The sequence below is a fragment of the Pukyongiella litopenaei genome, assembly GCF_003008555.2.
Classification (GTDB): domain Bacteria; phylum Pseudomonadota; class Alphaproteobacteria; order Rhodobacterales; family Rhodobacteraceae; genus Pukyongiella; species Pukyongiella litopenaei.
Genome location: NZ_CP027665.1, coordinates 2911506 through 2934836, shown reverse-complemented (window position 1 = coordinate 2934836; position 23331 = coordinate 2911506). Strand labels below are relative to the sequence as shown.

Sequence of the window (23331 nt, the reverse complement as noted above, 5' to 3'; positions counted from 1 at the left end):
CTGATCCGGAGACTGAACATGACGGAAGCGGAACAGGGCGAGATCGGCCCCGACAAATCGCTGCTGCTGGTGGATGACGACGAACCGTTCCTGCGCCGGCTGGCCAAGGCGATGGCCAAGCGCGGCTTTGCGGTCGAAACCGCGGGCTCCGTCGCCGCCGGCCGGGCCATCGCCACCGCCCGCCCGCCCGCCTATGCCGTGGTGGACCTGCGGCTCGAGGACGGCAACGGGCTCGACGTGGTCGAGGTGCTGCGCGAACGGCGCCCCGACAGCCGGGTGGTAGTGCTGACCGGCTATGGCGCGATCGCCACCGCCGTGGCGGCGGTCAAGATCGGCGCGACCGACTACCTGTCGAAACCGGCCGATGCCAATGACATCGCCAACGCGCTGCTTGCCACCAATGACGAACTGCCGCCGCCGCCGGAGAACCCGATGAGCGCCGACCGCGTCCGCTGGGAACATATCCAGCGGGTCTATGAGCTGTGCGACCGCAACGTGAGCGAAACCGCGCGGCGCCTGAACATGCATCGCCGCACCCTGCAGCGCATCCTGGCCAAGCGCAGCCCGCGCTGAGGATCCGGGCCGCGCCCGTCCCCCGTCAACCGCGGCCGGCGCGGTCTAGGTGTCGACCCGCTTCATCACCATCGTGGTGGCGTTGGCGACCACATGGTCGTCATGGCAGTTCACCGCGTGGAACGACCCGTCGCCGTCGGGGCGGTAGAGCGCGAAATACCAGTCCTCGTTCACCGCGCGCTGATCTTCGACCGACAGGTTCTCCAGCGCCATGAACGACCCGTCGTCATTGACCATCACCACACCGGCCCAGTGATAGTTCCAGATGTCCCGGCCTTCGTCCTCGGCTTCTTCCTTGCGGATATCGTCGTTGAGCTGGCACATGGCATCCCCCACCGCCGGCCGGGCATATTGGTTGAGGCCCAGTTCGCGTGACAGCGCGTCCATCAGCGCCGGATCTTCGGCAATGGCCATGTAGGTCTTGCGCATGTCCTTGGGGACCGGAACGGTCGGCGCGTCCCTGCCCGCAAAGACGAGGCCGGATTCCGCCTCCATCAGGGTGACCAGGCGCTTGAGTTCGTCGATGGCCGCGCTGGCCCGCGCCACATCGGCGGCGTCGTAATCGGCATCGTCCTTGAACACGTTGTCATAGATGCGCACCTGCGCCGCGACGCCCTTGGACATGCGGGTTTCGAGCCCGTCCTTGATGCCGGCGTCGAGATCCTTGTTTTCCCGCACGACTTTCCAGATCTGGGTGAACCGGGAATTCAGGATATCGAACTCGATCTTCAGCTGCTGCACCGTGTCGGCAAGGGCCAGTTCGTCCAGCACCTTCTGTTCCGCCGGTCCGGGGTCGGGTTTGCCCGCCAGCCTGGCGCCGACAAAGCCGGGCAGACAGGCGTCGAGCATCCCGTAGAGCGCGCGGGCGGCCCCCGAATCCTTGCCCTTGCGGATATGCTGCACCGCACCGCGCGGCAGCGGCTGCAAAGCCCGCTTGCCATCGCCGGTTCCAACCACGATGCGTTCGCTGTCGTCCACGCCGCCCGGCTGGTCCTCGGACCCCATGATCAACTGCGCGGTGCGATGGCAGTCGGCCCAGCTCAGGAAATCGGCGCCGCCGCCCTCTTCCTGGCGGCCCGCGTTGATCCGCTTGATGGTGACATGATCCTCGCCATGCGCGCTGGCCCGGACCGGGCGGTCGGCGAAGACCGGCTTGACCCGCACCTTGCCGTCATCGCCCGGCTTGCCGATGATCTCGAAGCGGATGAAGGAGTTGGCCTCTTCCAGCTGCCGGTTCGATTTCGCGACCGCCTCGGGCGACATGAACGCCTCCTTGGGCTTGTTCTTGTCCAGCCGCGCGGTGCCGATATCGGACGACCGCGCCGCCATCAGATCTGGGTTCGGGGGCGCCGCGGGGCGGGGTTTGAACGCCACCTGCGATTCCAGGATCTCGCGCACGCTGGGAATGGCGCCCGGCACGAATTCGGCCCAGCCTTCCGCCTCGGCCCGTTTGCGGAGAATGTCGTTGAGCGCCGCCTGCGCCACCTCCGGCAAGGCCGGCACCAGCTTCGCGTCGACATCACCGGTCCGGCCGGGTTTCTTGTTGCTGTTCTTTGCCCGCAGATAGGTCATGACCGCGTCATAGACGGCACTGGCGACACCCTGCACGCTGGCCGAATGGATGACGTAATTGTAGCGGGTGCAGGCATCGCCGAGCGGCCCGGTCTGCTCCGCCGGTGCTGCGAACATGTCGGGCGCGATCATCTTCTTGAGCGGGCCGGACAGATAGGTGTCGCCCGGCGGCCGGGGCGCTGCCGCGCCCGCGCCGGTTACGGGTTGCGGCGGCGGTTTGGCCTGACCCGCGCCCACCCTTGGCGGCTGTTTGCCGTCGGGCAATGGCGGCCCGCCGGAAACCGGCGGAAGCCCGCCCGGGACCGGGATGGGTGTGTTCGATTTCGCCACGTCTTCCGCCGGGATCTGCGCCAGGTTCAGGGCGGACCGCAGCCGCGCGATCCCCGGATGCGGCCCGTCAGAGGGCGCGGGCGGGACCGGTGGCCTCACCGGCGGATCCGGCAGCTTGTCGCGCAATGCGGGCCGGATGCTCAGGACCAGGTCACGCGCGGCCTGATCGGCGGCGACCGGGTCGCGTATCAACGCCCGGCGCAGCTGCTCCAGTTCCGAACGATAGACCTTCAGTGACGGGCTCTTGTCGCATTGGGCAATCAGCGCCTCGACGATCTTCAGCATGGCAGAAATTCCTCACCCGTGGACAGGAACGGCCCCGGCATGTCAGGCCGTCAGAGCGGCGCTGATTTCGTCCAGCGCATCGGTAAAGACGGTTTCGAACCTGTCGCCATCGACCAGCCCGTTTTGCCTGAGCGCCTGCACGACCTCGTTGCAGCGGATCTCGGATTTCAGGGTCGCGGCCACACGCGCCACCGCCCCGTATTGGCCATCGCCATCCGAAACCGACCTGTCCACCGCATCGTTGATCTGCCCGACCATATCGCGGATCAGGTCGCTCACCCGGGCGTTGATCGCACCGCGCAGCTCGGCCGGCCGCTCATAGGGCAGGCGCGCCTCGACCGCGCCGATCAGGGCGTCGATCTCCACCTTGATCTCACCCGGAACCTGTTTCCAGCGGGTGACGAGGAAGGCCCGTTTTCGGGTGATGTCCATGGCGATCTCGCCTGTATCCGGGTTTTCCGGGGCCAGTTTTTCGGGCTTGCCCGCCGCCGCCAGCAGCTTGGCCAGCGCGGCGGCGCATTGCAGCGCGGCGGTGTACTCCCCTGCCCCGGCCTTGGTGCCCGCGAGATCCCAGACCGCCGCGATTTTCGCCGACGTGCCGTCGGTCCGGCCCAGATGCGGGTCGACCGCCGCCGCGAGCCGGTCGCGCACCGCCAGCCATCTGGCCGCGAGCGCCTCGGCATCACCCGCCTGGGCAGCATCGTCGGTGCCGTCCTCGTCCAGGTCCCCGATATCGCTCTCGATCTCGGTGCCGTCGGCATCCAGCACCACGACATTCAGCGGCACCTTGTTGGCCTTCAGGAACTTCTTCAGCTTCTTGGCCATCCCGCTGAGCGTCCGGTCGCAGGTCAGCCGCAATTCCTTGCCGACCACCTCGCAACTGCCATGGGCCACCCGGGACGACCCGCTTTCCTTCTTGACCCCCCGGCCGAGCATCTCGCCCGATTTCCGGCGATCCAGCGCAAGGATGTGTTCGCTGTCCTTGCTGCCGGGACTGAAGGCAAATCCCAGCGGTTTCTTCCGGGCGATGGCGATCGTCTTCTTCAGCTCCGGCCCCGAAAGCGCGAGCGTCGACATGGCGGGTCACTCCTGTGCCTGATCGGCCGAGTATAGCCCAGCATGGCCCCCGCCGTCATCCGGCGCGTTCGCCCCCCGTCTGGCTGGCGGATGGCTGTTTCAGATATCCTTGACCAGCCGCAGCGCTTCGTAGATCGCGGCATGGGTGTTGCGCGACGACACCGCGTCACCGATGCGAAACAGCTGGAACGCGCCGTCCGGGTTGCGGGTCACCTGCTGCGGCCTGCCCTCGACCAGAGCGTCGTGATCCACCGCGCCGCCGTTCCGGCTGAGCGGCTTCAGGTCGAAATAGAGATCGGCCAGCGGCACCGTGCCATAGTTCACCACCACCTGGTCGTAGCGCGACCGGTAACGGTGATCGCTGTAATCGGTGCCGATGGTCGCGGTTAGCGCGTTGCCGTCGCGGCGGACATCGAGCAGACGGCGCGCGACGGTAAAGGTCACGTCCTTGTCCTGCAGCGCCCGCATGTAGGGCACCAGGTTCATGCCCATGATGTCGGGCGCAAAGACGCGGTCGGGCGTCATCACCTCGACCTTCGCCCCGGCGGCGGCGGCGGTCTCGGCGGCCTGAAGCGCGGGATTGTCGCCGCTTTCGTCATAGATCAGGATGCTGTCGGCGGGCTTCACGTCGCCCGAGATGATATCCCAGGCGGTCACCACATCGGCCTGATCCCGCCCGGTTTCGAACAGTTCGGTATTCGGCAGCCCGCCGGTGGCGACGATCACCACGTCCGGTTCCAGCGCGATCACATCGGCGGCCTCGGCCCAGCTGTTGAACCGGAACTCCACATCGCGCGCGGCGCATCGGGCCATGCGCCAGTCGATGATCCCGATCATCTCGCGCCGGCGCGGCGATCGCGCGGTCAGCCGCACCTGCCCGCCGGGGTCGGCGGCGGCCTCGAACACGCTCACCGCGTGGCCACGTTCGGCGGCGACGCGGGCCGCCTCGAGCCCGCCGGGCCCGGCACCGACCACGACCACGCGCCGGCGCCGGGGCGCGGGGGGGATGTCATGCGGCATGGTCAGTTCGCGCCCGGTGGCGGCATTGTGCAGGCACAGCGCCTCGCCACCCTGATAGATGCGGTCGAGGCAATAGTTCGCGCCGACGCAGGGGCGGATCTCGTCCTCGCGCCCTTCGATGATCTTGCGCACGATATGCGGGTCGGTCATGTGCGCCCGCGTCATGCCGACCATGTCCAGCAGCCCCGAGCCCACCGCGTGCCGCGCCGTGGCCACATCGGCGATCCGCGCGGCATGAAATGTCGGCATCCCGGTGGCTTCGCGGATCGAGCCTGCGAAATCCAGATGCGGCGCCGAGGTCATCCCCTGCACCGGGATCACGTCGGTCAGCGCGGCATCGGTATGCACCCGGCCCCGGATCACGTTGAGGAAATCGACCTGCCCGCAGGCGGCCAGCCGCCGGCCGATCTCGATCCCCTCGGGGGCGGACAGGCCGCCGGGCTCGGCCTCGTCGGCGGTATAGCGCACACCGACGATGAAGTCCGGCCCGACCCGCGCCCGGATCGCATCGAGCACGCGGAACAGGAAATGCAGCCGCGTGTCCAGCGTTTCGGCGCCGAACGCGCCGGTCAGCCGGTTGGTGAGCGGGGAAAAGAACTGGTCGACCAGGTGGCCATAGGCTTCGAGCTCGATCCCGTCCATGCCACCCTGCTGCATCCGGTCGGCGGCATCGGCATAATCGGCGATCACCCGGTCGATGTCCCAGTCCTCGATCAGCTTGGGAAAGGCCCGGTGGGCGGGTTCGCGATGCGGCCCCGGCGACAGCGACGGCAGCCAGTCGCCCCGGTCCCAGCCGGTGCGCCGCCCCAGATGCGTCAGCTGGATCATCGCCGCGCAGCCATGGCCGTGCAACGCGTCGGTCAGCCGCCGGATCCACGGCACCACCTCGTCGCGATAGGCGAGGATGTTGTTGAACGCCGCCGGGCTGTCGCGCGACACCACCGCCGAGCCGGCGGTCATCGCCAGCGCCACCCCGGCCCGGGCGCGTTCCTCGTGATAGGCGCGATACCGGTCCTTGGGCATGCCGTCCTCGGGATAGGCCGGTTCATGCGCCGTCGTCATGATGCGGTTGCGCAGCGTCAGATGCCCGAGCTGATAGGGCTGGAGCAGCGGATCCTTCGACATGCACGGTCCTCGTTCGTTCGCTCAATACCAGGCGTCGGCCATCGACGCCTTCCTGCTGGTGATGAAATCCTGCAACGCCTCGTCGACCGCGATGTCGATCGGCGGCGGGTCATAGGCGGCCAGCACCGCCTTCCACCGCGCATTGGCGCGGGTCGCGGCGTCGATGCCGCCCTGTTCGTCCCAGGTTTCCCAGGGCTGGTTGTCGTCCAGCGCGCTGTCCCAATAGGCGGTCTTGTAATGGCGCAGCGTATGCGCGGATGAAAACAGGTGTTCGCCGGGGCCGTTTTCGGCCAGCGCCTCGACCCCCAGCGTATCCTCGGTCACCTGCACCCCGGCGAGATAGGCATGAATCGCCCCGCAGAGGTCGGCATCCAGCATGAATTTCTCGTAGGACATGGACAGCAGCCCGTCGAGGAACCCCGCCGAATGCAGGATGTAGTTGGCCCCGGACTGCACCGCCGACATCATCGACATCATCGATTGCTGCATCGCCTGCGCATCCGGCAGCTTGGAGGTGCAGAAACTCCCGGCGCACCGCAGCGGCATGTTCAGCCGCCGCGCCAGTTGGCCCATCACCAGCGAGCCCAGCGCCGGTTCCGGGGTGCCGAAGGTGGGCGAGCCCGACCGCAGCGACATCGAACTGAGAAAGCTGGCCAGTATCGCCGGCGCGCCGGGCCGCACCAGCTGGGTCAGCGCGCAGGAAACCATGCTTTCAGCCAGGTTCTGCGCCGCCGCGCCCGCCATGGTCAGCGGCGCCACCGCTCCGCCCAGCAGGAACGGCAGGTGGATCGACCCCTGCCCCGCCCCGGCATAGGCGCGGATGCCGCGGGTCGTGATCCCGTCCAGAACCAGCGGCGAGGTGGTGTTGAAATTGCCCATGATGACACAGTTGCGATCGACGAAATCCGCCCCGAACAGGATCCGGCACATCTCGATGCTGTCCCCGGCCCGCTCGGGCGCGGTGATCGAGCCCAGGAACGGCCGGTCGGAATAGCGGATATGGGCATAGACCATGTCCAGGTGCCGCTTGTTCACCGCGATGTCGGTGGGTTCGCAGATGGTGCCGCCGGAATGGTGCAGCCACGGCGAGGACTGCGCCAGTTTCACGAAATTCTCGAAATCGGCGATGGTGCCGTATCGCCGCCCCCGGTCGAGATCCATCACGAAGGGCGACCCGTAGGACGGGGCCAGAACCGTTGCATCGCCGCCGATCTCGACCGAACGGGCCGGGTTGCGTGCGTGCTGCGTGAACCGGGCGGGCGCGGTTTTCAGCAGCCCGCGGACCAGCCCCGGTTCGAAGCGGATGTTCCAGCGGTCGCGGCCGATCTCGCGCACCTGCCCGCCCGCGCCCCGGAACAGGCCGACCGTTTCGGGATCGTCGCGGAACTCGACCCCGATCTCGGCCAGAATCCGGTCCGCCGCCGCCTCGATCCGCGCCAGGCCGTCGTCATCCAGGATGTCATATGGCGGGATGCGCCGGGTGATGAAGGGCGTTTCCAGATGCGGGTTCTGTCCGGGCGCGCCGTTGCGACCTTCGCCCCGCCCGCGCCGCCGCGATCTGCGCGTTGCCGGCGCCACCTCGCTTGCTGCCATCGCCGCTCCTCCCGACTGACAGTCATGTTCTGCCAGTTGACACTCATGTCAAGTTTTTTCATCCTTGCGCCATGAAGGACGACCCCATCCGCCGCCCGCGCGCCACCGAGGAAGACTGGCTGAAGGCCGCCCACGAGGTGCTGACCGTCTCGGGTGTCGAGGCGGTCAAGATCATGCCGCTGGCCAAGCGGCTGGGGCTGACACGCACCGGATTCTATTGGCATTTCAAGGACCGCGACGCGCTGCTCGAAGCGATGGTCCGGCGCTGGGAGGACAAGAATACCGGCAACCTCGTCGCGCGCTGCGACGCCTATGCCGAAAGCATCTGCGAGGCGGTGTTCAACCTGTTCGATTGCTGGCTGGACGATGCGCTGTTCGATTCCCGGCTCGACCTGGCGATTCGCAACTGGGCCCGCAACGACCCGGCGCTGCAGCGGCGGCTGGACCGGGCCGACGATCTCCGCAAGGCGGCGATGCAGTCGATGTTCCTGCGGTTCGGCTATGACCCGACCGAGGCCGAGATCCGCGCCCTCACCATGATCTATACGCAGATCGGTTACTTTTCGATGCAACTCGAAGAGGACCGGGACGAACGGTTTTCACGGATGCCCGCCTATGTCGAGGTGTTCACCGGCCGCAAGCCGACCGCCGCGGCGCTCAGGCGGTTCTACGCCCGGCACGGGCATGGCGATCAGAACGCATAGCCGAACCGGGCGATATCCTCGGCGAAAGTCTCCGCGACCATCGCGGCGGTCTCGTTGCTGAAATAGTCGCGATAATCCTGCGCACGGTCCGACCGGTTGACGCGCGGCAGATGCAGCGGGAATCCCAGATGCTCGACCAGCGGCGCGGCATCCTGTTCGAAATGCTCGATCCGGATATAGGCCGAGCAGTGTTCGCGCCCGTCGGCGCGGCGCATGTACCAGGACGCGGGCGACCGCGCAAAGCTGCGGCGGGTCAGCGGGTGGGCGACGAAATCCGCGAACTCCAGCTCTTTCGACAGCGTCACCGCCGCGTGGCCGAATTCCTGCGCGCGCAACCAGTGGTAATAGCTGACCATCCGGTCCCAGGGATTGCGCACCAGCGTGAAGGCGAACAGCCCGTCCAGCACCGCAGCGGGAACCAGCCCGTCGATATCCGCCAGGGTCGAGTGTTTCCACAGCCGCCCCCGCGTCTTCATGCCTTTCACCCGGTTGCGGCGGCGCCGCGCCTTGGGGGTGTCGCCCAGCATGATGTCATCCTTCATCGCCCGCGCCTCGAGCGCCAGCGCCAGCGCGGTGCCGCCGGTCTTGGGGATGTGGACAAAGACGTAGCGCCGCCCGGTACTCAGGATCATGGCCGCAGGCTACCTCATTCCGACCGGATCGCAATGATCGCGCCCGCCGTCGCGATCAGCAGGACGCCGACGGCCTGCCACGGCCCCAGCGGCTGGCCCAGCAGCAGCCAGGCAAAGAGCGGCCCGAAAATCATCACCGCATATTCGAACACGGCCACCCGCGACGGTTCACCCGTCTGGTAGGCACGGATGATCAGGAACACCGCGATCACCGAGCCCACCGCCTGCAACAGGATATGGGGCATGGCCGGGCGGATCGGCCAGATCCAGCCGCGGGTGACGAAATCCTGCGCGCCGGGTTGCGGCAACACCGCCAGCACCAGCGCCCCGACCGCCCCTGCCAGTCCGAGGGCGAACAGGTTGCCCGCCAGCAATGCCGGCGCCCCCTCTCCGGCACAGTGGCGGCGGGTGACGATGGCGCCCAGCGCGTAGAAGAAACCGCCCGCGACCGGGATCAGGGTGGCCGCGTCAAAGGCCCGCGGGTCCGGCTGCAGCACCAGCACCGTGCCGGTGAACCCCGCCGCCACCGCCAGCACCCGCCAGCGCCCGATCCGCCCGCGCAGCAGGGTCGCGGTGATCAGCAACACGAAGATCGGCGACGTGAACAGCCCCGCCAGCGCCTGCGCGATCGGCATGAAGGCCAGCGCCCCGAAATAGAACATCATCGCGGTGGACACCAGCACGCTGCGCAGGGTCACGGCACCCCAGCGCCGGGGTCGCAGCGCCCCCAGCCCGGCCAGTGCCATCAGCCCGACCAGCGGCAGCGCGATGAGCGACCGGATGAAATGGAACTGCCACAGCCCGATATGCGCCGACATTGGCGCGATGACATTGTCGATGGCGCCGATGATCGCCATGGCGAGGACCATCATCGCGGCGGCCCGCGCGGGACTGGTTTCAAACCGTGTCGTCATCGCTTTTCATTGCCGCGCGTTCGGCGCAATATCTGACCCGGAAACGACATCGCGTTGGGAAAAGGGGACAAACCTATGGGATGGATGGCGGAGGAAACCGGGCTGGACAAGCGGTCGGCAAATCATGTGCCGCTCACGCCGCTTTCGGGTCTGCGGCGCGCGGCCCATGTGTTCGCCGGTGAAATGGCCGTTGTCTATGGCACCCATCGCAAGACCTATGCCGAATATTACGACCGCTGCACCCGGCTGGCCTCGGCGCTGGCGTCGATGGGCGTGAAGCCGGGCGACGTGGTCGCGACGATCCTGCCCAACCTTCCCGCCCATGCCGAGGCCCATTTCGGAGTGCCCGCCTGCGGTGCCGTCCTGAACGCGATCAACACCCGGCTCGACCTGGGCACCGTGGCCTATATCTTCGACCACGGCGGCGCGAAGGTGGCGCTGGTGGACAGCCAGTTCATCGAGCTCGCGGAACAGGCCTGCGCGGCGATGGAGGGCGAGCCGCCGCTGCTGATCGAGGTGCCCGACGACCAGGCCGGCCATCCCGCCAGCGGACGGCATACCACCTATGAACAGATGCTGGGCAATGCCCGCCACGATTTCGAATGGATCATGCCCGCGGACGAATGGGAAAGCCTCGCGCTGAACTATACCTCGGGCACGACCGGGCGGCCCAAGGGCGTCGTCTATCACCACCGCGGCGCCTACCTGAACGCGATGGGCCAGGTGATCAGCTGGGGCATGGTGCTGCGCCCGCGCTACCTGACCATCGTGCCGCTGTTCCACTGCAACGGCTGGTGCCACACCTGGATGATGCCGATGGTCGGCGGCACCATCATCTGCTGCCGCGACATCACCGCCCCGGCGATCTTCGACGCCATCGCCGACGAGGGCGCGACCCATTTCGGCGGCGCGCCGATCGTGCTGAACATGCTGGTCAACGCGCCCGAGGCGGAACGGCGCAGCTTTGACCACACGGTCGAGGTATTCACCGCCGGCGCGCCGCCCGCGCCCACGACGCTGGCCCGGATCGAACCGATGGGGTTCCATGTCACCCAGGTCTACGGGCTGACCGAGGTCTACGGGCCGGCCACCGAATGCACCTGGGGGCCGCATCTGGATCACCTGCAGGGCGATGCCCGCGCCGCGATCAAGGCCCGCCAGGGGGTGGCCATGCCGTTCATGGAGCATATCACCGTGGTCGATTCGTCGATGGCACAGGTGCCGATGGACGGCCGCGCCGAAGGCGAAATCGTCATGCGCGGCAACGGCGTGATGAAAGGCTATTACAAGAACCCGCAGGCCACCGAAGAGGCGTTCGCGGGCGGCTATTTCCACTCCGGCGACATCGCGGTGCAACATGCCGACGGCTACATGCAGATCCGCGACCGGGCCAAGGACGTGATCATCTCGGGCGGCGAGAACATCAGCTCGGTCGAGGTCGAGGGCGTGCTGATGGATCATCCCGACGTGCTGCTGGCCGCCGTGGTGGCCAAGCCGGACGAGAAATGGGGCGAGGTGCCCTGCGCCTTTGTCGAACTGAAACCCGACGCCACCGCCGACGAGGCCGACCTGATCGCCTTTGCCCGCAAGACGCTGGCCGGGTTCAAGACCCCCAAACGGGTGGTGTTCGGAGACCTGCCCAAGACATCGACCGGCAAGATCCAGAAATTCGAGCTGCGCCAGCGCGCGGCAGAGGCTTGACCGGCCGGGCCGCTAAGAGGTTTGCCGCCCCGGTCCCGCGTGCTAGGGTCGGGCAAAACCAATGAGGCCCGGCAGTCTCCGCGCGATGACGGCGTTCAGCAAATACCAGCGGCTCGAAGCGGCCGGACTGTGGCGGCCCGCGCCGGATGACCAGCGCCGCGAGGTGATCGTGTCGGTCGGCGAGGCCACGCTGACCTTCACCGATTTCAACGACCGCCCGCTCACCCACTGGTCGCTGGCCGCAATCGACCGGCTCAATCCCGGCGAGATGCCGGCGATCTACTGCCCCTCGGGCGATCCGGACGAAACGCTGGAACTGAACGCGGACCAGTCCGAGATGATCGACGCCATCGAACGGCTGCGCCGCGCCATCGACCGCGCCCGCCCGCAACCGGGGCGGCTGCGGGTGGTGATCGTGCTGCTGGTTCTGGCCGCCGTGATCGCGGGCCTCGTCCTGTGGTTGCCGGGTGCGCTGCGGCAGCACACGACCGCGATGGTGCCGGCCAGCTACCGGCTCGATGTCGGCGAGGCGCTGCTGGACCGGATCACCCGCGTCGCCGGGCGCCCCTGCACCAGCACCTATTCCGCGCCCGCGCTGGCCCGGCTGGCGCGGCGGATGGAGGTGGCGCGTCTGGTGGTGCTGCCCTCGGGGCTGGACGATGCGCTGGAACTGCCGGGCGGCATCATCGTGATGAGCCGGTCGCTGTTCGAGAAATGGCAGGACCCGGCGGTGGCGGCGGGGTTCATCGAGCTCGCGAAGCTGCGCGGCCAGGCCCACGACCCGCTCGAGGAGGTGCTGGTAACCGGCGGCATCGCGGCATCGTTCCGGTTGCTGACAACCGGCCAGCTGTCCCGCAACGCGCTGGACCGCCATGCGGAACATGTTCTGGTCGCACCGCGCGCGCCGGTCCCGGACGAGACCCTGCACGCGGCCCTGGCGCGCAATGACATCCCCTTTGCGCCCTATGCCATGGCCGTCGGATTGCCGGCCAGCGACGCCACGGCGGACGAACCGGACCTGGCGCCGGTGCTCACCGATGCCGACTGGGTGCGGCTGCAGGGGATCTGCGCCGATTGATCGCTGGCTGATAACCGGCTGATATCCGGCGGAATTCCGCGATGTTCCGGTCAGACCCCGATCCGCGAGAAACTGCCCCGCGCATCCGGCCCTGTGCCCAGCCAACTGGCGATCACCACGGCGATATGGTTGGTGATCCGCACCTTCTGGGTCTGGCCCTGCTGATCGGCCGCGATGGCCTGTTTGCCGGACAGTGCCGGCAGGTCGGCTTCGAGCCGCGGTTCTTCGGCCAGCACCTGGCCGGTCGCGACATCGATCACCCGCACCGTCATGTCGATCGAATGCACACCCGAACTGGACAGCTTTTCGCGCGCCCGCTGGGTGAGGGCATGGAACCGCAACATGGTGATATCGAGCCGCACCGGACGGCCGCCTTTCAGCCCCGCCGCCCCGCGCCGGGCACCCGTTTCGACAATCTGCGCCACCTGCGCGCGCCGGTCGCCCGCGGGCTCGCCTTGCCACACGATGTCGGCCCTTGGCGCGAGGACGTTTTCCTCGGACACGCTCAGGCTTTGCGGCACCGTGACACGCACCGAGGTCACCCGCCAGCCCGCGGCCTGCGCCGCATCGGGTGCGTTGTCATAGCCCACTTTCCACTGTCCGCAGGCAGCCAGCAAGGCGGTCATGCCCGTCATCGTCAGGAAGGTTCTGCGTTTCATACCCATTCTCACTCATATTGCCTTGATACTGAAACCCGCCCCGGGACTGCCCGGTCCGGCGGCAGCGGCAGGCTATCCGCATTTCCGCCATACGCCAAGCCCGGCCGTATCCTACCCGAACCGGCGCTGCCGCGCGCGGTCAAATCGCGCGCGTGGTAAACGTCGCTGGCCGCTGTCAGCGGGTGCCGAACATCCGGTCGCCCGCATCGCCCAGCCCCGGCATGATATAGCCCTGCTCGTTCAGTCCGCGATCCACCGCCGCGGTCACGATCGGCACGTCCGGGTGGGCCTCCTGCATCCGCGCGATGCCTTCGGGCGCGGCCAGCAGGCACAGGAACCGGATATTGGTGGCGCCCGCCTGTTTCAGCAGGTCGACCGCCGCCGCCGATGAATTGCCGGTGGCCAGCATCGGGTCGACCGCGATCACCAGCCGGTCCTCGAGCGATTCCGGCACCTTGAAATAATACTGGACCGGTTGCAGGGTGGTTTCGTCCCGGTAGAGCCCGACAAACCCGACCCGCGCCGAAGGGATCAGGTCGAGCACCCCGTCGAGCATCCCGTTGCCCGCCCGCAGGATCGACACCAGCGCCAGCTTCTTGCCCGCCAGCACCGGCGCGTCCATCGGCTCCATCGGGGTGTCGATCATGCGCGTGGTCATCGGCAGTTCGCGGGTGATTTCGTAGGCCAGCAATTGCGTGATCTCGTGCAGGAGCTGGCGAAAGCTCGCCGTGGAGGTTCCCTTGTCCCGCATGATCGACAGCTTGTGCTGGACCAGCGGATGATCGACGACGGTCAAAGGCTCGGACATGACGGAACTCCCCGGGGTTGGATCTTCCCCTTATTGGGTCAGCGCGGGCACGAGGGCAAGCCAGCGCGGCGCCGGTTGCTAGAGAAAACTGCGCCCCGGCCCCTGCGCCGGCACCCCCAGATGGCCGGCGACCGAGGCCGCCACATCAGCGAAACCGACCAGCCCGGCCGACCCGGCCCCCTGCCCCGCAATCAGCACCGGCACCCGTTCGCGGGTGTGGTCGGTGCCGGTCCAGGACGGATCGTTGCCGTGGTCCGCGGTCAGCACCAGCAGGTCGCCGTCGCGCAGACGCGGCAGCAGCCGGCCCAGTTCGGCATCGAACCATTCCAGCGCGCGGGCGTAACCCGATATGTCGCGGCGATGCCCGTAGAGACTGTCGAATTCGACGAAATTGGCAAAGGTCAGCGACCCGTCGGCGGCGTTGTCCACCCGCTCGAACAGGTGTTCCATCAGCACCGCGTCGGGACCTTTCACCGACGTGTCGATGCCCTGCATCGAAAAGATATCGCCGATCTTGCCGATGCCATGCACTGCGCGGCCCGCATCCTGCACCCAGTTGGTCAGCACCGGCGCAGGCGGCGTGATCGCGAAATCGCGGCGGTTGGGGGTGCGGGTGAACCCGGCATCCGGGCCGCCGGTGAACGGGCGCGCGATCACCCGGCCCACCCGCATCCCGTGCAGGCGCGGGGCAATCGCGGCGCACAGCGCCAGCAACCGGTCCAGCCCGAAGGCATCCTCATGCGCGGCGATCTGGAACACGCTGTCGGCCGAGGTATAGCAGATCGGCCAGCCGCTGCGCATATGCCGCCCCCCCAGCCGTTCGATGATCGCGGTGCCCGGCGCGTGGCAATTGCCCAGTATCCCGTCCGTTCCGGCGGCATCGGCCACGAACCGCACGAGATCGGCGGGAAAGCTGTTTTCGGTGTCGGGGAAATAGTGCCAGTCCCACGGCACCGGCAGCCCGGCCAGTTCCCAGTGGCCCGACGGCGTATCCTTGCCCGGCGAGGTTTCGGTGGCGGCGGCCCAGAACCCGTCCGGGTCGGCCTCGAGCCCGGGCACGGCAGCGCCCGAGGCCAGCCGGACAGCGGCGCCCAGCCCCAGCCGGGTCATGTTGGGCAGGACCAACGGCCCGCTGCGCCCGTCACGGGCCCGGCCATCGGCACAGGCCTGCGCGATATGCGCCAACGTGTTGGCGCCGGTATCGGGGATCCCGTCGTTGAAGAACTCGCCCGCATCGGGCGCCCCGCCGATGCCCACCGAATCCATCACCACCAGAAAGGCACGGGTCATGGGACTATCCTTTCGTGGATCAGATCCGGCACCGGGGGGGCCGCATCGGCCAGCGTGATCGCCCGTCCCAGGCCGGCCGCGGCCGCATCGGCGGCATCTTCGCGGGCGGCATGGATCACCGCCAGCGGCTGCCCCTTGTCGACCCGCACCCCCAGCCGCACGATCCCCGACAGCCCGACCGCCGGGTCGACCGTATCGCTTTCCACCTGCCGCCCGCCGCCGAGACCCACGACCGCGAGGCCCAGCGCCTCGCCGTCTATGGCGGCGACGACCCCGGACCGGCGCGCGGGCACTTCGCGGATCACCGTGGCCTCGGGCAGGAACCGGCGCCAGTTGTCGACAAAGGCCAGCGGCCCGCCTTGCGCCGCGACCATGCGCCCGAACCGCTCGGCCGCCCGCCCGTCGGCGATCACCCCGGCGATCCGCGCCGCGCCGGCCTGCGCATCGGTGGCCAGCCCGGCATCGGCCAGCAGCACCCCGCCCAGCGCGGCGGATATCCGCACCAGCGACCCGCCTCTGGGCCCGTCCCCCGCGCCGGTCAGCACCCGCATCACCTCGGCAACCTCGAGCGCATTGCCCAGCGACGCGGCCAGCGGCTGGTTCATATCGGTGATGACCGCCGAGGTCCGGCAACCCGCCGCATTGGCCGTGCCCACCAGCGCCTGCGCCAGCGCGCGCGCCTCGTCCCCGGTCTTCATGAAGGCGCCGCTGCCCGTCTTTACGTCCAGCACCAGCGCATCCGGGGACGCGGCCAGTTTCTTGGACAGGATCGAGGCGGTGATCAGATCGAGGCTCTCGACCGTCGCGGTCACGTCGCGGATCGCGTAGAGCCGTTTGTCGGCGGGCGCGATGGTGGCCGTCGCACCGACGATGGCACAGCCCAGATCGGTCACGAGCCTGCGCAACCGGTCGCCCGCCACCGAAGTGGACAGGCCCGGTATCGCTTCCAGCTTGTCCAGCGTGCCGCCTGTATGGCCCAGGCCCCGCCCCGAGATCATCGGCACGAACCCGCCGCATTCGGCCAGGGCCGGCGCCAGGATCAGCGACACGCAGTCGCCCACGCCGCCGGTTGAATGCTTGTCGATCACCGGCCCGTCCAGATCCCAGCGCAGGACCTCGCCACTGTCGCGCATCGCCAGGGTCAGCGCCGCGCGCCCGGCGTCCCCCAGCCCGCCCATGCAGACCGCCATCGCGAACGCACCGGCCTGGGCATCGCTGACCCCGCCATCGGCCAGCCCCTGCGCGAACCAGCGCAGTTCGTCCTCGGCCGGCACCTCCCGGCGGCGCAGTCTGGCGATGATCGCGCGGGCATCCATCGCGCTAGTCTCCCATGTGGTCCCTGACAAAGGCGCCCGGCAACAGCGCGGCGATGCTGGTGACCTGTTCGGCGCCCGCCACCGTGGCCAGCGTCACCGGCACGGCCGCGCCGCCGAACTCGGCCAGTTTCTGACGGCACCCGCCGCAACAGGGCACGGGTTCGTGGCTGTCGGCCACCACATAGACCTCGGCTATCTCGCGATCGCCCGACGCGACCATCGCGGCGATCGCCCCGGCCTCGGCGCAGGTGCCTTCGGGATAGGCGGCGTTTTCGACATTGCACCCGGCATAGACCTTGCCCGAGGCCGCGCGGATCGCCGCACCGACCTTGAACCCGGAATAGGGCGCATGGGCGTTTTCGCGCACCGCCAGCGCGGTTTCCCGCAGGATCATCCATTCACCTCCGTTGCGTGCGTTGCGAACCGGACGCTTCGCCCCGGTCCGCCGCTTGCCGACAGTGGCTCCGGTGCGTCCGAGATGCAAGCAAACCGGCCCCGGCACGGCAGAGACAGATGCCCCGTTCCACCCCGCCGCGGAATGGTTTAATGCTGAACCAAATTCCCGAGGAGGAACCCGAGCCATGTCCGACAACCAGTCCCTGCGTCAGGCCGCGCTGTATTACCACGAATATCCAAGACCCGGGAAACTCGAGATCCGCGCAACCAAGCCGATGGCCAACGGCCGCGATCTGTCCCGCGCCTATTCCCCCGGCGTGGCCGAGGCCTGTCTCGAGATCCGCGACGACGCCGCCAACGCGGCGCGCTATACGGCGCGGGCCAACCTGGTGGCGGTGGTGACGAACGGGACGGCGGTGCTGGGGCTCGGCAATATCGGGGCGCTGGCCTCGAAACCGGTGATGGAAGGCAAGGCGGTCCTGTTCAAGAAATTCGCGGGCATCGACTGTTTCGATATCGAAGTAGACGAAAAGGACCCCGAAAAACTGGCTGAAATCGTCTGCGCGCTGGAGCCGTCCTTCGGCGCGATCAACCTCGAGGACATCAAGGCGCCCGACTGCTTCATCGTCGAGAAACTCTGCCGCGAACGGATGAACATCCCGGTGTTTCACGACGACCAGCATGGCACCGCCATCGTCGTCGGCGCGGCGGCCAAGAACGCGCTGCATGTGGCGGGCAAGTCCTTCGAGGACATCAAGATCGTCTCGACCGGCGGCGGCGCGGCCGGCATCGCCTGCCTGAACATGCTGCTGAAACTGGGGGTGCGGCGCGAAAATGTCTGGCTGTGCGACATTCACGGGCTCGTTCACGAAGGCCGCGACATCGACATGAACCCGCAGAAGGCGGAATATGCGCAACGGACCGACCTGCGCACGCTCGACGAGGTGATCGACGGCGCGGACCTGTTCCTCGGCCTGTCCGGCCCCAACGTGCTGAAACCCGCCATGGTCGCAAAGATGGCGGACCGGCCGATCATCTTCGCGCTGGCCAACCCCAACCCCGAAATCCTGCCCGATGCCGCCCGCGAGGTGGCCCCCGACGCGATCATCGCCACCGGGCGCAGCGACTTTCCCAACCAGGTCAACAACGTCCTGTGCTTTCCGTTCATCTTCCGCGGCGCGCTGGACGTGGGCGCGACCGAGATCAACGACGCGATGCAGCTGGCCTGCATCGACGGCATCGCGGAGCTGGCCCGCGCCACCACCAGCGCCGAAGCCGCCGCCGCCTATCGCGGCGAACAGCTCACCTTTGGCGCCGACTACCTGATCCCGAAACCGTTCGACCCGCGGCTGGTCGGCGTGGTCTCGACCTCGGTTGCCCGCGCCGCGATGGAAAGCGGCGTGGCGACCCGGCCGATCGACGATCTGGACGCCTATCATGCCCGGCTGAACCAGACCGTGTTCAAATCCGCGCTGCTGATGCGCCCCGTCTTCGAGGCCGCGGGCGCGGCCAGCCGGCGCATCGTCTTTTCCGAGGGCGAGGACGAACGCGTATTGCGCGCGGCGCAGGCGGTGCTGGAGGAAACCACGGAAACCCCGATCCTGATCGGCCGCCCCGAGGTGATCGAGGCGCGTTGCGAACGCCACGGGCTGACCGTGCGGCCGGGCCGCGATTTCGAGATCGTGAACCCCGAGAACGACCCGCGCTATTACGATTACTGGAACACTTATCACCAGCTGATGGAACGGCGCGGGGTCACGCCCGACCTGGCCAAGGCGATCATGCGCACGAACTCCACCGCGATCGGCGCGGTCGCGGTCTATCGCGGCGAGGCCGATTCGCTGATCTGCGGCACCTTCGGCGAATACCGCTGGCACCTGAACTATATCACCCAGATCCTCGGCACCGACCAGCTGCGCCCGCACGGGGCACTGTCGCTGATGATCCTCGAGGACGGGCCGCTGTTCATCGCCGACACCCATGTCCACCAGCTGCCGCAGCCCGAACACCTGGCCGAGATCGCCATCGGCGCCGCCCGCCATGTGCGGCGGTTCGGGCTGGAGCCGAAGATCGCCTTCTGTTCGCAATCCCAGTTCGGCAACCAGGCCGAAGGCTCGGGCAAGCGGATGCGCGCCGCGCTGGAGATCCTCGACAGCGAGCCGCGCGATTTCTGCTATGAGGGCGAAATGAACCTGGATACCGCGCTCGACCCGGAACTGCGGGCCCGGATCTTTCCGGGCAGCCGGATGGAGGGCGAGGCCAACGTGCTGGTCTTTGCCCATGCCGATGCCGCCGGAGGGGTGCGCAACATCCTCAAGATGCGCGCCGGCGGGCTGGAGGTCGGACCGATCCTGATGGGCATGGGCAACCGCGCGCATATCGTGTCGCCCGCGATCACGGCACGCGGATTGCTGAACATGTCGGCCATCGCGGGCACCCCGGTGACGCAATACGGATAGGCGGCGCCGCTTCGCGGCAAAAACTTCGCAGCTTTGCAACCGCACGCGGCGGGCGGGGGTGAAATTTGCGCAAACCGGCGGTTTGCAAAATTTTGCAACCCCGTTACCGCAAACCCTGCAAATATTTTGCGCCAATCTGACGCGGCGGCAGGCAACAGGCTTGCCCGACGGCCCTGATGTTCTTAACCCCTGATCCGAGTGGAGACAGGAGGAAAGCGGCATGGCCTACAGGGACGTTTACGAAAGCTGGAAGCGCGACCCCGAAGCCTACTGGATGCAGGCGGCCGAGGCGATCGACTGGGTCACGCCCCCCAGCAAGGCGCTGTTCGACGACAACGCGCCGCTCTATGAATGGTATAGCGACGCCCGGGTGAACACCTGCTGGAACGCGGTCGATCGCCATGTCGAGGCCGGGCGCGGCGAACAGACCGCCATCATTCACGACAGCCCGATCACCCATTCCCGGCGCGAGATCTCCTATGTCGAGCTGCGGAACCGCGTTGCGTCGCTGGCCGGTGCGCTGCGCGCCAAGGGCATCGAGAAGGGCGACCGGGTCATCATCTACATGCCGATGATCCCCGAGGCGCTCGAGGCGATGCTGGCCTGCGCGCGGATCGGCGCGATCCATTCGGTGGTCTTTGGCGGTTTTGCCAGCAACGAACTGGCCGTGCGCATCGACGACTGCCGGCCCAAGGCGATCATCGCCGCCTCCTGCGGGCTGGAGCCGGGCCGCGTGGTGCATTACAAGCCGCTGCTGGACGGGGCCATTGACATGGCCGAACACAAGCCCGAGTTCTGCGTCATCTTCCAGCGCGAACAGGAGGTCGCCCAGCTCGAAGAGGGCCGGGACGTGAACTGGTACGGGTTCCAGTTCGGGGTCGAGCCGGCGGAATGCGTCCCGGTCGAGGGCAACCACCCGGCCTATATCCTCTACACCTCGGGCACCACCGGCGCGCCCAAGGGCGTGGTGCGCCCCACCGCCGGGCATCTCGTCGCCCTGAACTGGACGATGAAGAACATCTACGACATGAACCCCGGCGAGGTGTTCTGGGCCGCGTCCGATGTCGGCTGGGTCGTAGGGCATTCCTATATCTGCTATGCCCCGCTCATTCACGGCAACACCACCATCGTCTTCGAGGGCAAACCGGTCGGCACCCCCGATGCGGGCACCTTCTGGCGGGTGATCGCGGAACATGGGGTCAGCGGCTTCTTCACCGCGCCCACCGCGATCCGCGCGGTCAAACGCGAGGACCCCACCGGCGCGCTGGCCAGCAAATACGACCTGTCCGGGCTGCGCACGCTGTTCCTGGCCGGGGAACGCGCCGACCCGGACACGATCGAATGGGCGCAGAAGGTGCTGAACGTGCCGGTGATCGACCACTGGTGGCAGACCGAAACCGGCTATTCCATCGCCGCCAACCCGATGGGGATCGAAAAGCTGCCGGTCAAGATCGGCAGCCCGTCGGTCGCGATGCCCGGCTATGACATCCGCATTCTCGACGAGGGCGGCCACGAGGTCGCGCCGGGCCAGCTGGGCGCGATCGCGGTGAAACTGCCGCTGCCGCCGGGCACCCTGCCGACGCTGTGGAATGCCGGCGACCGGTTCCGCAAATCCTACCTGACCACCTTTCCCGGCTATTACGAGACCGGCGATGCGGGGATGATGGACGAGGACGGCTATCTCTATGTGATGGCGCGGACCGACGACGTGATCAACGTCGCCGGGCACCGGCTGTCGACCGGCGCGATGGAGGAGGTTCTCGCCGCCCATCCCGATGTCGCCGAATGCGCCGTGATCGGGGTCAGCGACGATCTCAAGGGCCAGCTGCCCGTCGGCTTCCTCTGCCTGAACGCGGGCAGCGACCGCGCCCAGGACGATGTCGTCGCCGAGGTGGTCAGGCTGGTGCGCGACCGCATCGGCCCGGTCGCCGCCTTCAAGCTGGCGCTGGTGGTCGACCGGCTGCCCAAGACCCGGTCCGGCAAGATCCTGCGCGGCACCATGGTGTCGATCGCCGACGGCAAGGAATTCAGGATGCCGGCGACCATCGACGACCCGGCGATCCTGGACGAAATTCGCGCCGCCCTGCAACGGATCGGATACGCGGCCTGACGCGGAACGGCCCTTGCACCCGCCCCGCGCGGCGATAGGTTGCTGCGCGGGAGGACCATCATGGGCAACACCGAACTCTGGCGGCTGACCGCCACCGAAACCGCAACTGCAACCCGCGCGGGCGATGTCACCGCCGAGGCCGTCACCCGCGCGGCCCTGGACCGGATGGCGGCGGCCAACCCGGCGCTGAACGCGGTGGTCGATCCGCTCGATGCCGAGGCGCTGGAACGCGCCCGCGCACTGGACGCGGCGCGGGCCGGCGGGGCCGCCCCCGGCCCGCTGCACGGCGTACCGGTCACGATCAAGATCAACGTCGACCAGAAGGGCCATGCGACCTCGAACGGGGTGGTGGCGCTGAAGGATCTGATTGCGCCGGATGACGCCCCGCTGGTGAAGAACCTGCAGGATGCGGGTGCGGTGGTGATCGGGCGCACCAACACGCCGGAATTCTCGTTTCGCGCCGATACCGACAACCCGCTGTTCGGGCGCACGCACAACCCCTGGGGCGATCATGTCTCGGCCGGCGGGTCGTCGGGCGGCGCGGGCGCGGCGGTGATGGCGGGCATCGGCGCGCTGGCGCACGGCAACGACATCGGCGGCTCGCTGCGGTTTCCCGCCGCCGCCAACGGCGCGGTCACGGTCAAACCCGGCCTGGGCCGGATCGCGGCGTGGAACCCGTCGCAGACGGCCGAACGCGGCATGCTGGCCCAGGCGATGTCGGTGCAGGGGCTGCTGACCCGCTGCGCCGAGGACCTGCACCTGTCGATGCCGACGATGATCGCGCCCGACCCGCGCGATCCGTTCCATGTTCCCCTGCCCTGGCGCGGCGAGGCATCGGACGGGCCGATTCGCGTCGGTTTCACGCGCGACACCTTTGGTTTCGACCTCCACCCCGAGGTGGCGCTGGCGCTGGACGCGGCGCGCGATGCCCTGCGCGATGCCGGATATACCGTCGAGGAAATCGACCCCCCCGCCATGCCCGAAACCGGCAGCGACGGCTATCGCGCGCTCATGGGCGAGGTGAAAGCGCTGATGGGGCCGGACATCCGGGCCAATGGCTCGGCCACGATCAACGCCATCTTCGACGAGTATTTCGACCAGTTTACCCCGTTCGAAGGCACCGACCTGTTGCGCATGATGGCCCGGCGCAGCCACTATGCGCGGGAATGGTCGCTGTTCCTGGATCGCTATCCGCTGGTGCTGTGTCCGTTCCTGCCACAACCCTTCTTTGCGCCCGACCGTGACGTGCAGGGCGCCGAGGGCGTGCGCGAGGTGCTGGGCAGCGCGATCTGGTCCTACGCGATGAACTTCGTGGGGTTGCCGGCGGGTTGCGTGCCCGCGCGCCTGTCCGAACTCTCGGCCGGGCCGCAGCCGATCAGCGTGCAAATCGTGGGCCGGCGCTGGCGCGAGGACCTGGTGGTCGATGCCTGCGCCGCCGTCGAACAACGGCTGGGCCGGATGTGCGACGCGCTGTGGGCGCGGATGGGCTGAAACCGGGCACGAGACAAGAAAAATGGGCGCGGGTGGCCCCCGCGCCCTGTTTCGTTCTGGAAATATCAAACTTCAAACAACGAACTGCAATCACACTCACGGACCAAACACTGGTTACTGGCACGGTTATGCCTGACCTGATGCAGCCCGTATGTGATCCTGATTACACTGCGTAACGAGAACGTATAGAATCCGAAC

The 23331-nt window shown here is 67.9% G+C and carries 18 protein-coding genes; 7 read left to right on the top strand and 11 right to left on the bottom strand.

The genetic code is table 11. The annotated features are described in order from the left end of the window. The first annotated feature begins 18 nt into the window (after positions 1-18). A complete protein-coding gene (locus C6Y53_RS14500; protein WP_106473077.1) occupies positions 19-573 on the top strand; it encodes an ActR/PrrA/RegA family redox response regulator transcription factor in 555 nt (184 codons plus the stop codon). Between the two features lie 45 nt (positions 574-618). Here C6Y53_RS14500 and C6Y53_RS14495 read toward each other — a convergent pair whose 3' ends face one another. The 4 genes from C6Y53_RS14495 to C6Y53_RS14480 form a co-directional block, all read right to left on the bottom strand. Continuing rightward, the gene (locus tag C6Y53_RS14495; protein ID WP_106473076.1) at positions 619-2760 is read right to left on the bottom strand and encodes a hypothetical protein; all 2142 of its coding nucleotides are present in this window, start codon (positions 2758-2760) and stop codon (positions 619-621) included. Between the two features lie 42 nt (positions 2761-2802). Next, entirely contained in the window at positions 2803-3837 is a 1035-nt protein-coding gene (locus C6Y53_RS14490; RefSeq protein ID WP_106473075.1) for a hypothetical protein, read from the bottom strand. 99 nt (positions 3838-3936) lie between these two features. Next, positions 3937-5982 carry an oxidoreductase gene (locus C6Y53_RS14485; protein ID WP_106473074.1) on the bottom strand — a complete coding sequence of 682 codons (2046 nt, stop codon included), beginning with the start codon at positions 5980-5982 and terminating at the stop codon, positions 3937-3939. 21 nt (positions 5983-6003) lie between these two features. After that, positions 6004-7575, bottom strand: coding sequence for a trimethylamine methyltransferase family protein (locus tag C6Y53_RS14480; RefSeq protein WP_106473073.1), 1572 nt, complete (start codon positions 7573-7575; stop codon positions 6004-6006). 71 nt (positions 7576-7646) lie between these two features. Here C6Y53_RS14480 and C6Y53_RS14475 point away from each other — a divergent pair, with 71 nt between their 5' ends. Further along, positions 7647-8279 carry a TetR/AcrR family transcriptional regulator gene (locus C6Y53_RS14475; protein ID WP_106473072.1) on the top strand — a complete coding sequence of 211 codons (633 nt, stop codon included), beginning with the start codon at positions 7647-7649 and terminating at the stop codon, positions 8277-8279. Here C6Y53_RS14475 and C6Y53_RS14470 read toward each other — a convergent pair. Together C6Y53_RS14470 and C6Y53_RS14465 are read right to left on the bottom strand one after the other, a co-directional pair. Further along, on the bottom strand, positions 8267-8911 hold the full coding sequence (locus C6Y53_RS14470) for a sulfotransferase family 2 domain-containing protein (protein ID WP_106473071.1): 645 nt from the start codon (positions 8909-8911) through the stop codon (positions 8267-8269). The two genes, C6Y53_RS14475 and C6Y53_RS14470, sit on opposite strands and share 13 nt — an antisense overlap. Positions 8912-8925: 14 nt before the next feature. Further along, on the bottom strand, positions 8926-9825 hold the full coding sequence (locus tag C6Y53_RS14465) for a DMT family transporter (RefSeq protein WP_106473070.1): 900 nt from the start codon (positions 9823-9825) through the stop codon (positions 8926-8928). A gap of 75 nt (positions 9826-9900) precedes the next feature. Here C6Y53_RS14465 and C6Y53_RS14460 point away from each other — a divergent pair, with 75 nt between their 5' ends. Continuing rightward, a complete protein-coding gene (locus C6Y53_RS14460; RefSeq protein ID WP_106473069.1) occupies positions 9901-11526 on the top strand; it encodes an AMP-binding protein in 1626 nt (541 codons plus the stop codon). An 85-nt stretch (positions 11527-11611) separates the two neighbouring features. Continuing rightward, a complete protein-coding gene (locus C6Y53_RS14455) occupies positions 11612-12604 on the top strand; it encodes a hypothetical protein (protein WP_106473068.1) in 993 nt (330 codons plus the stop codon). Between the two features lie 50 nt (positions 12605-12654). Here the strand turns inward: C6Y53_RS14455 and C6Y53_RS14450 are convergent, their stop codons facing one another. From C6Y53_RS14450 to C6Y53_RS14430, 5 genes are all read right to left on the bottom strand, one after another. Continuing rightward, complete coding sequence (locus tag C6Y53_RS14450) at positions 12655-13263, bottom strand: DUF6778 family protein (RefSeq protein WP_106473067.1); 609 nt, start codon at positions 13261-13263, stop codon at positions 12655-12657. A 175-nt stretch (positions 13264-13438) separates the two neighbouring features. Then, positions 13439-14071 (bottom strand): uracil phosphoribosyltransferase, encoded by a 633-nt coding sequence (upp, locus tag C6Y53_RS14445; protein ID WP_106473066.1) that lies wholly within the window; start codon positions 14069-14071, stop codon positions 13439-13441. 78 nt (positions 14072-14149) lie between these two features. Continuing rightward, entirely contained in the window at positions 14150-15361 is a 1212-nt protein-coding gene (locus tag C6Y53_RS14440) for a phosphopentomutase (RefSeq protein WP_106473065.1), read from the bottom strand. Next, the gene (locus tag C6Y53_RS14435) at positions 15358-16677 is read right to left on the bottom strand and encodes a thymidine phosphorylase (protein WP_106473064.1); all 1320 of its coding nucleotides are present in this window, start codon (positions 16675-16677) and stop codon (positions 15358-15360) included. The genes C6Y53_RS14440 and C6Y53_RS14435 overlap by 4 nt, the downstream gene beginning before the upstream one ends. 4 nt (positions 16678-16681) lie before the next feature. Beyond that, positions 16682-17071 carry a cytidine deaminase gene (locus tag C6Y53_RS14430; protein WP_106473063.1) on the bottom strand — a complete coding sequence of 130 codons (390 nt, stop codon included), beginning with the start codon at positions 17069-17071 and terminating at the stop codon, positions 16682-16684. 187 nt (positions 17072-17258) lie between these two features. Between C6Y53_RS14430 and C6Y53_RS14425 the strand changes: the two genes are divergently transcribed. From C6Y53_RS14425 to C6Y53_RS14415, 3 genes are all read left to right on the top strand, one after another. Further along, positions 17259-19532 carry an NADP-dependent malic enzyme gene (locus C6Y53_RS14425; protein ID WP_106473062.1) on the top strand — a complete coding sequence of 758 codons (2274 nt, stop codon included), beginning with the start codon at positions 17259-17261 and terminating at the stop codon, positions 19530-19532. A gap of 220 nt (positions 19533-19752) precedes the next feature. Then, positions 19753-21642, top strand: coding sequence for a propionate-CoA ligase PrpE (prpE, locus tag C6Y53_RS14420; RefSeq protein WP_106473061.1), 1890 nt, complete (start codon positions 19753-19755; stop codon positions 21640-21642). Positions 21643-21702: 60 nt separating this feature from the next. After that, positions 21703-23133: an amidase gene (locus C6Y53_RS14415; RefSeq protein ID WP_106473060.1), complete on the top strand. Its 1431-nt coding sequence runs from the start codon at positions 21703-21705 to the stop codon at positions 23131-23133. Positions 23134-23331: the final 198 nt, after the last annotated feature.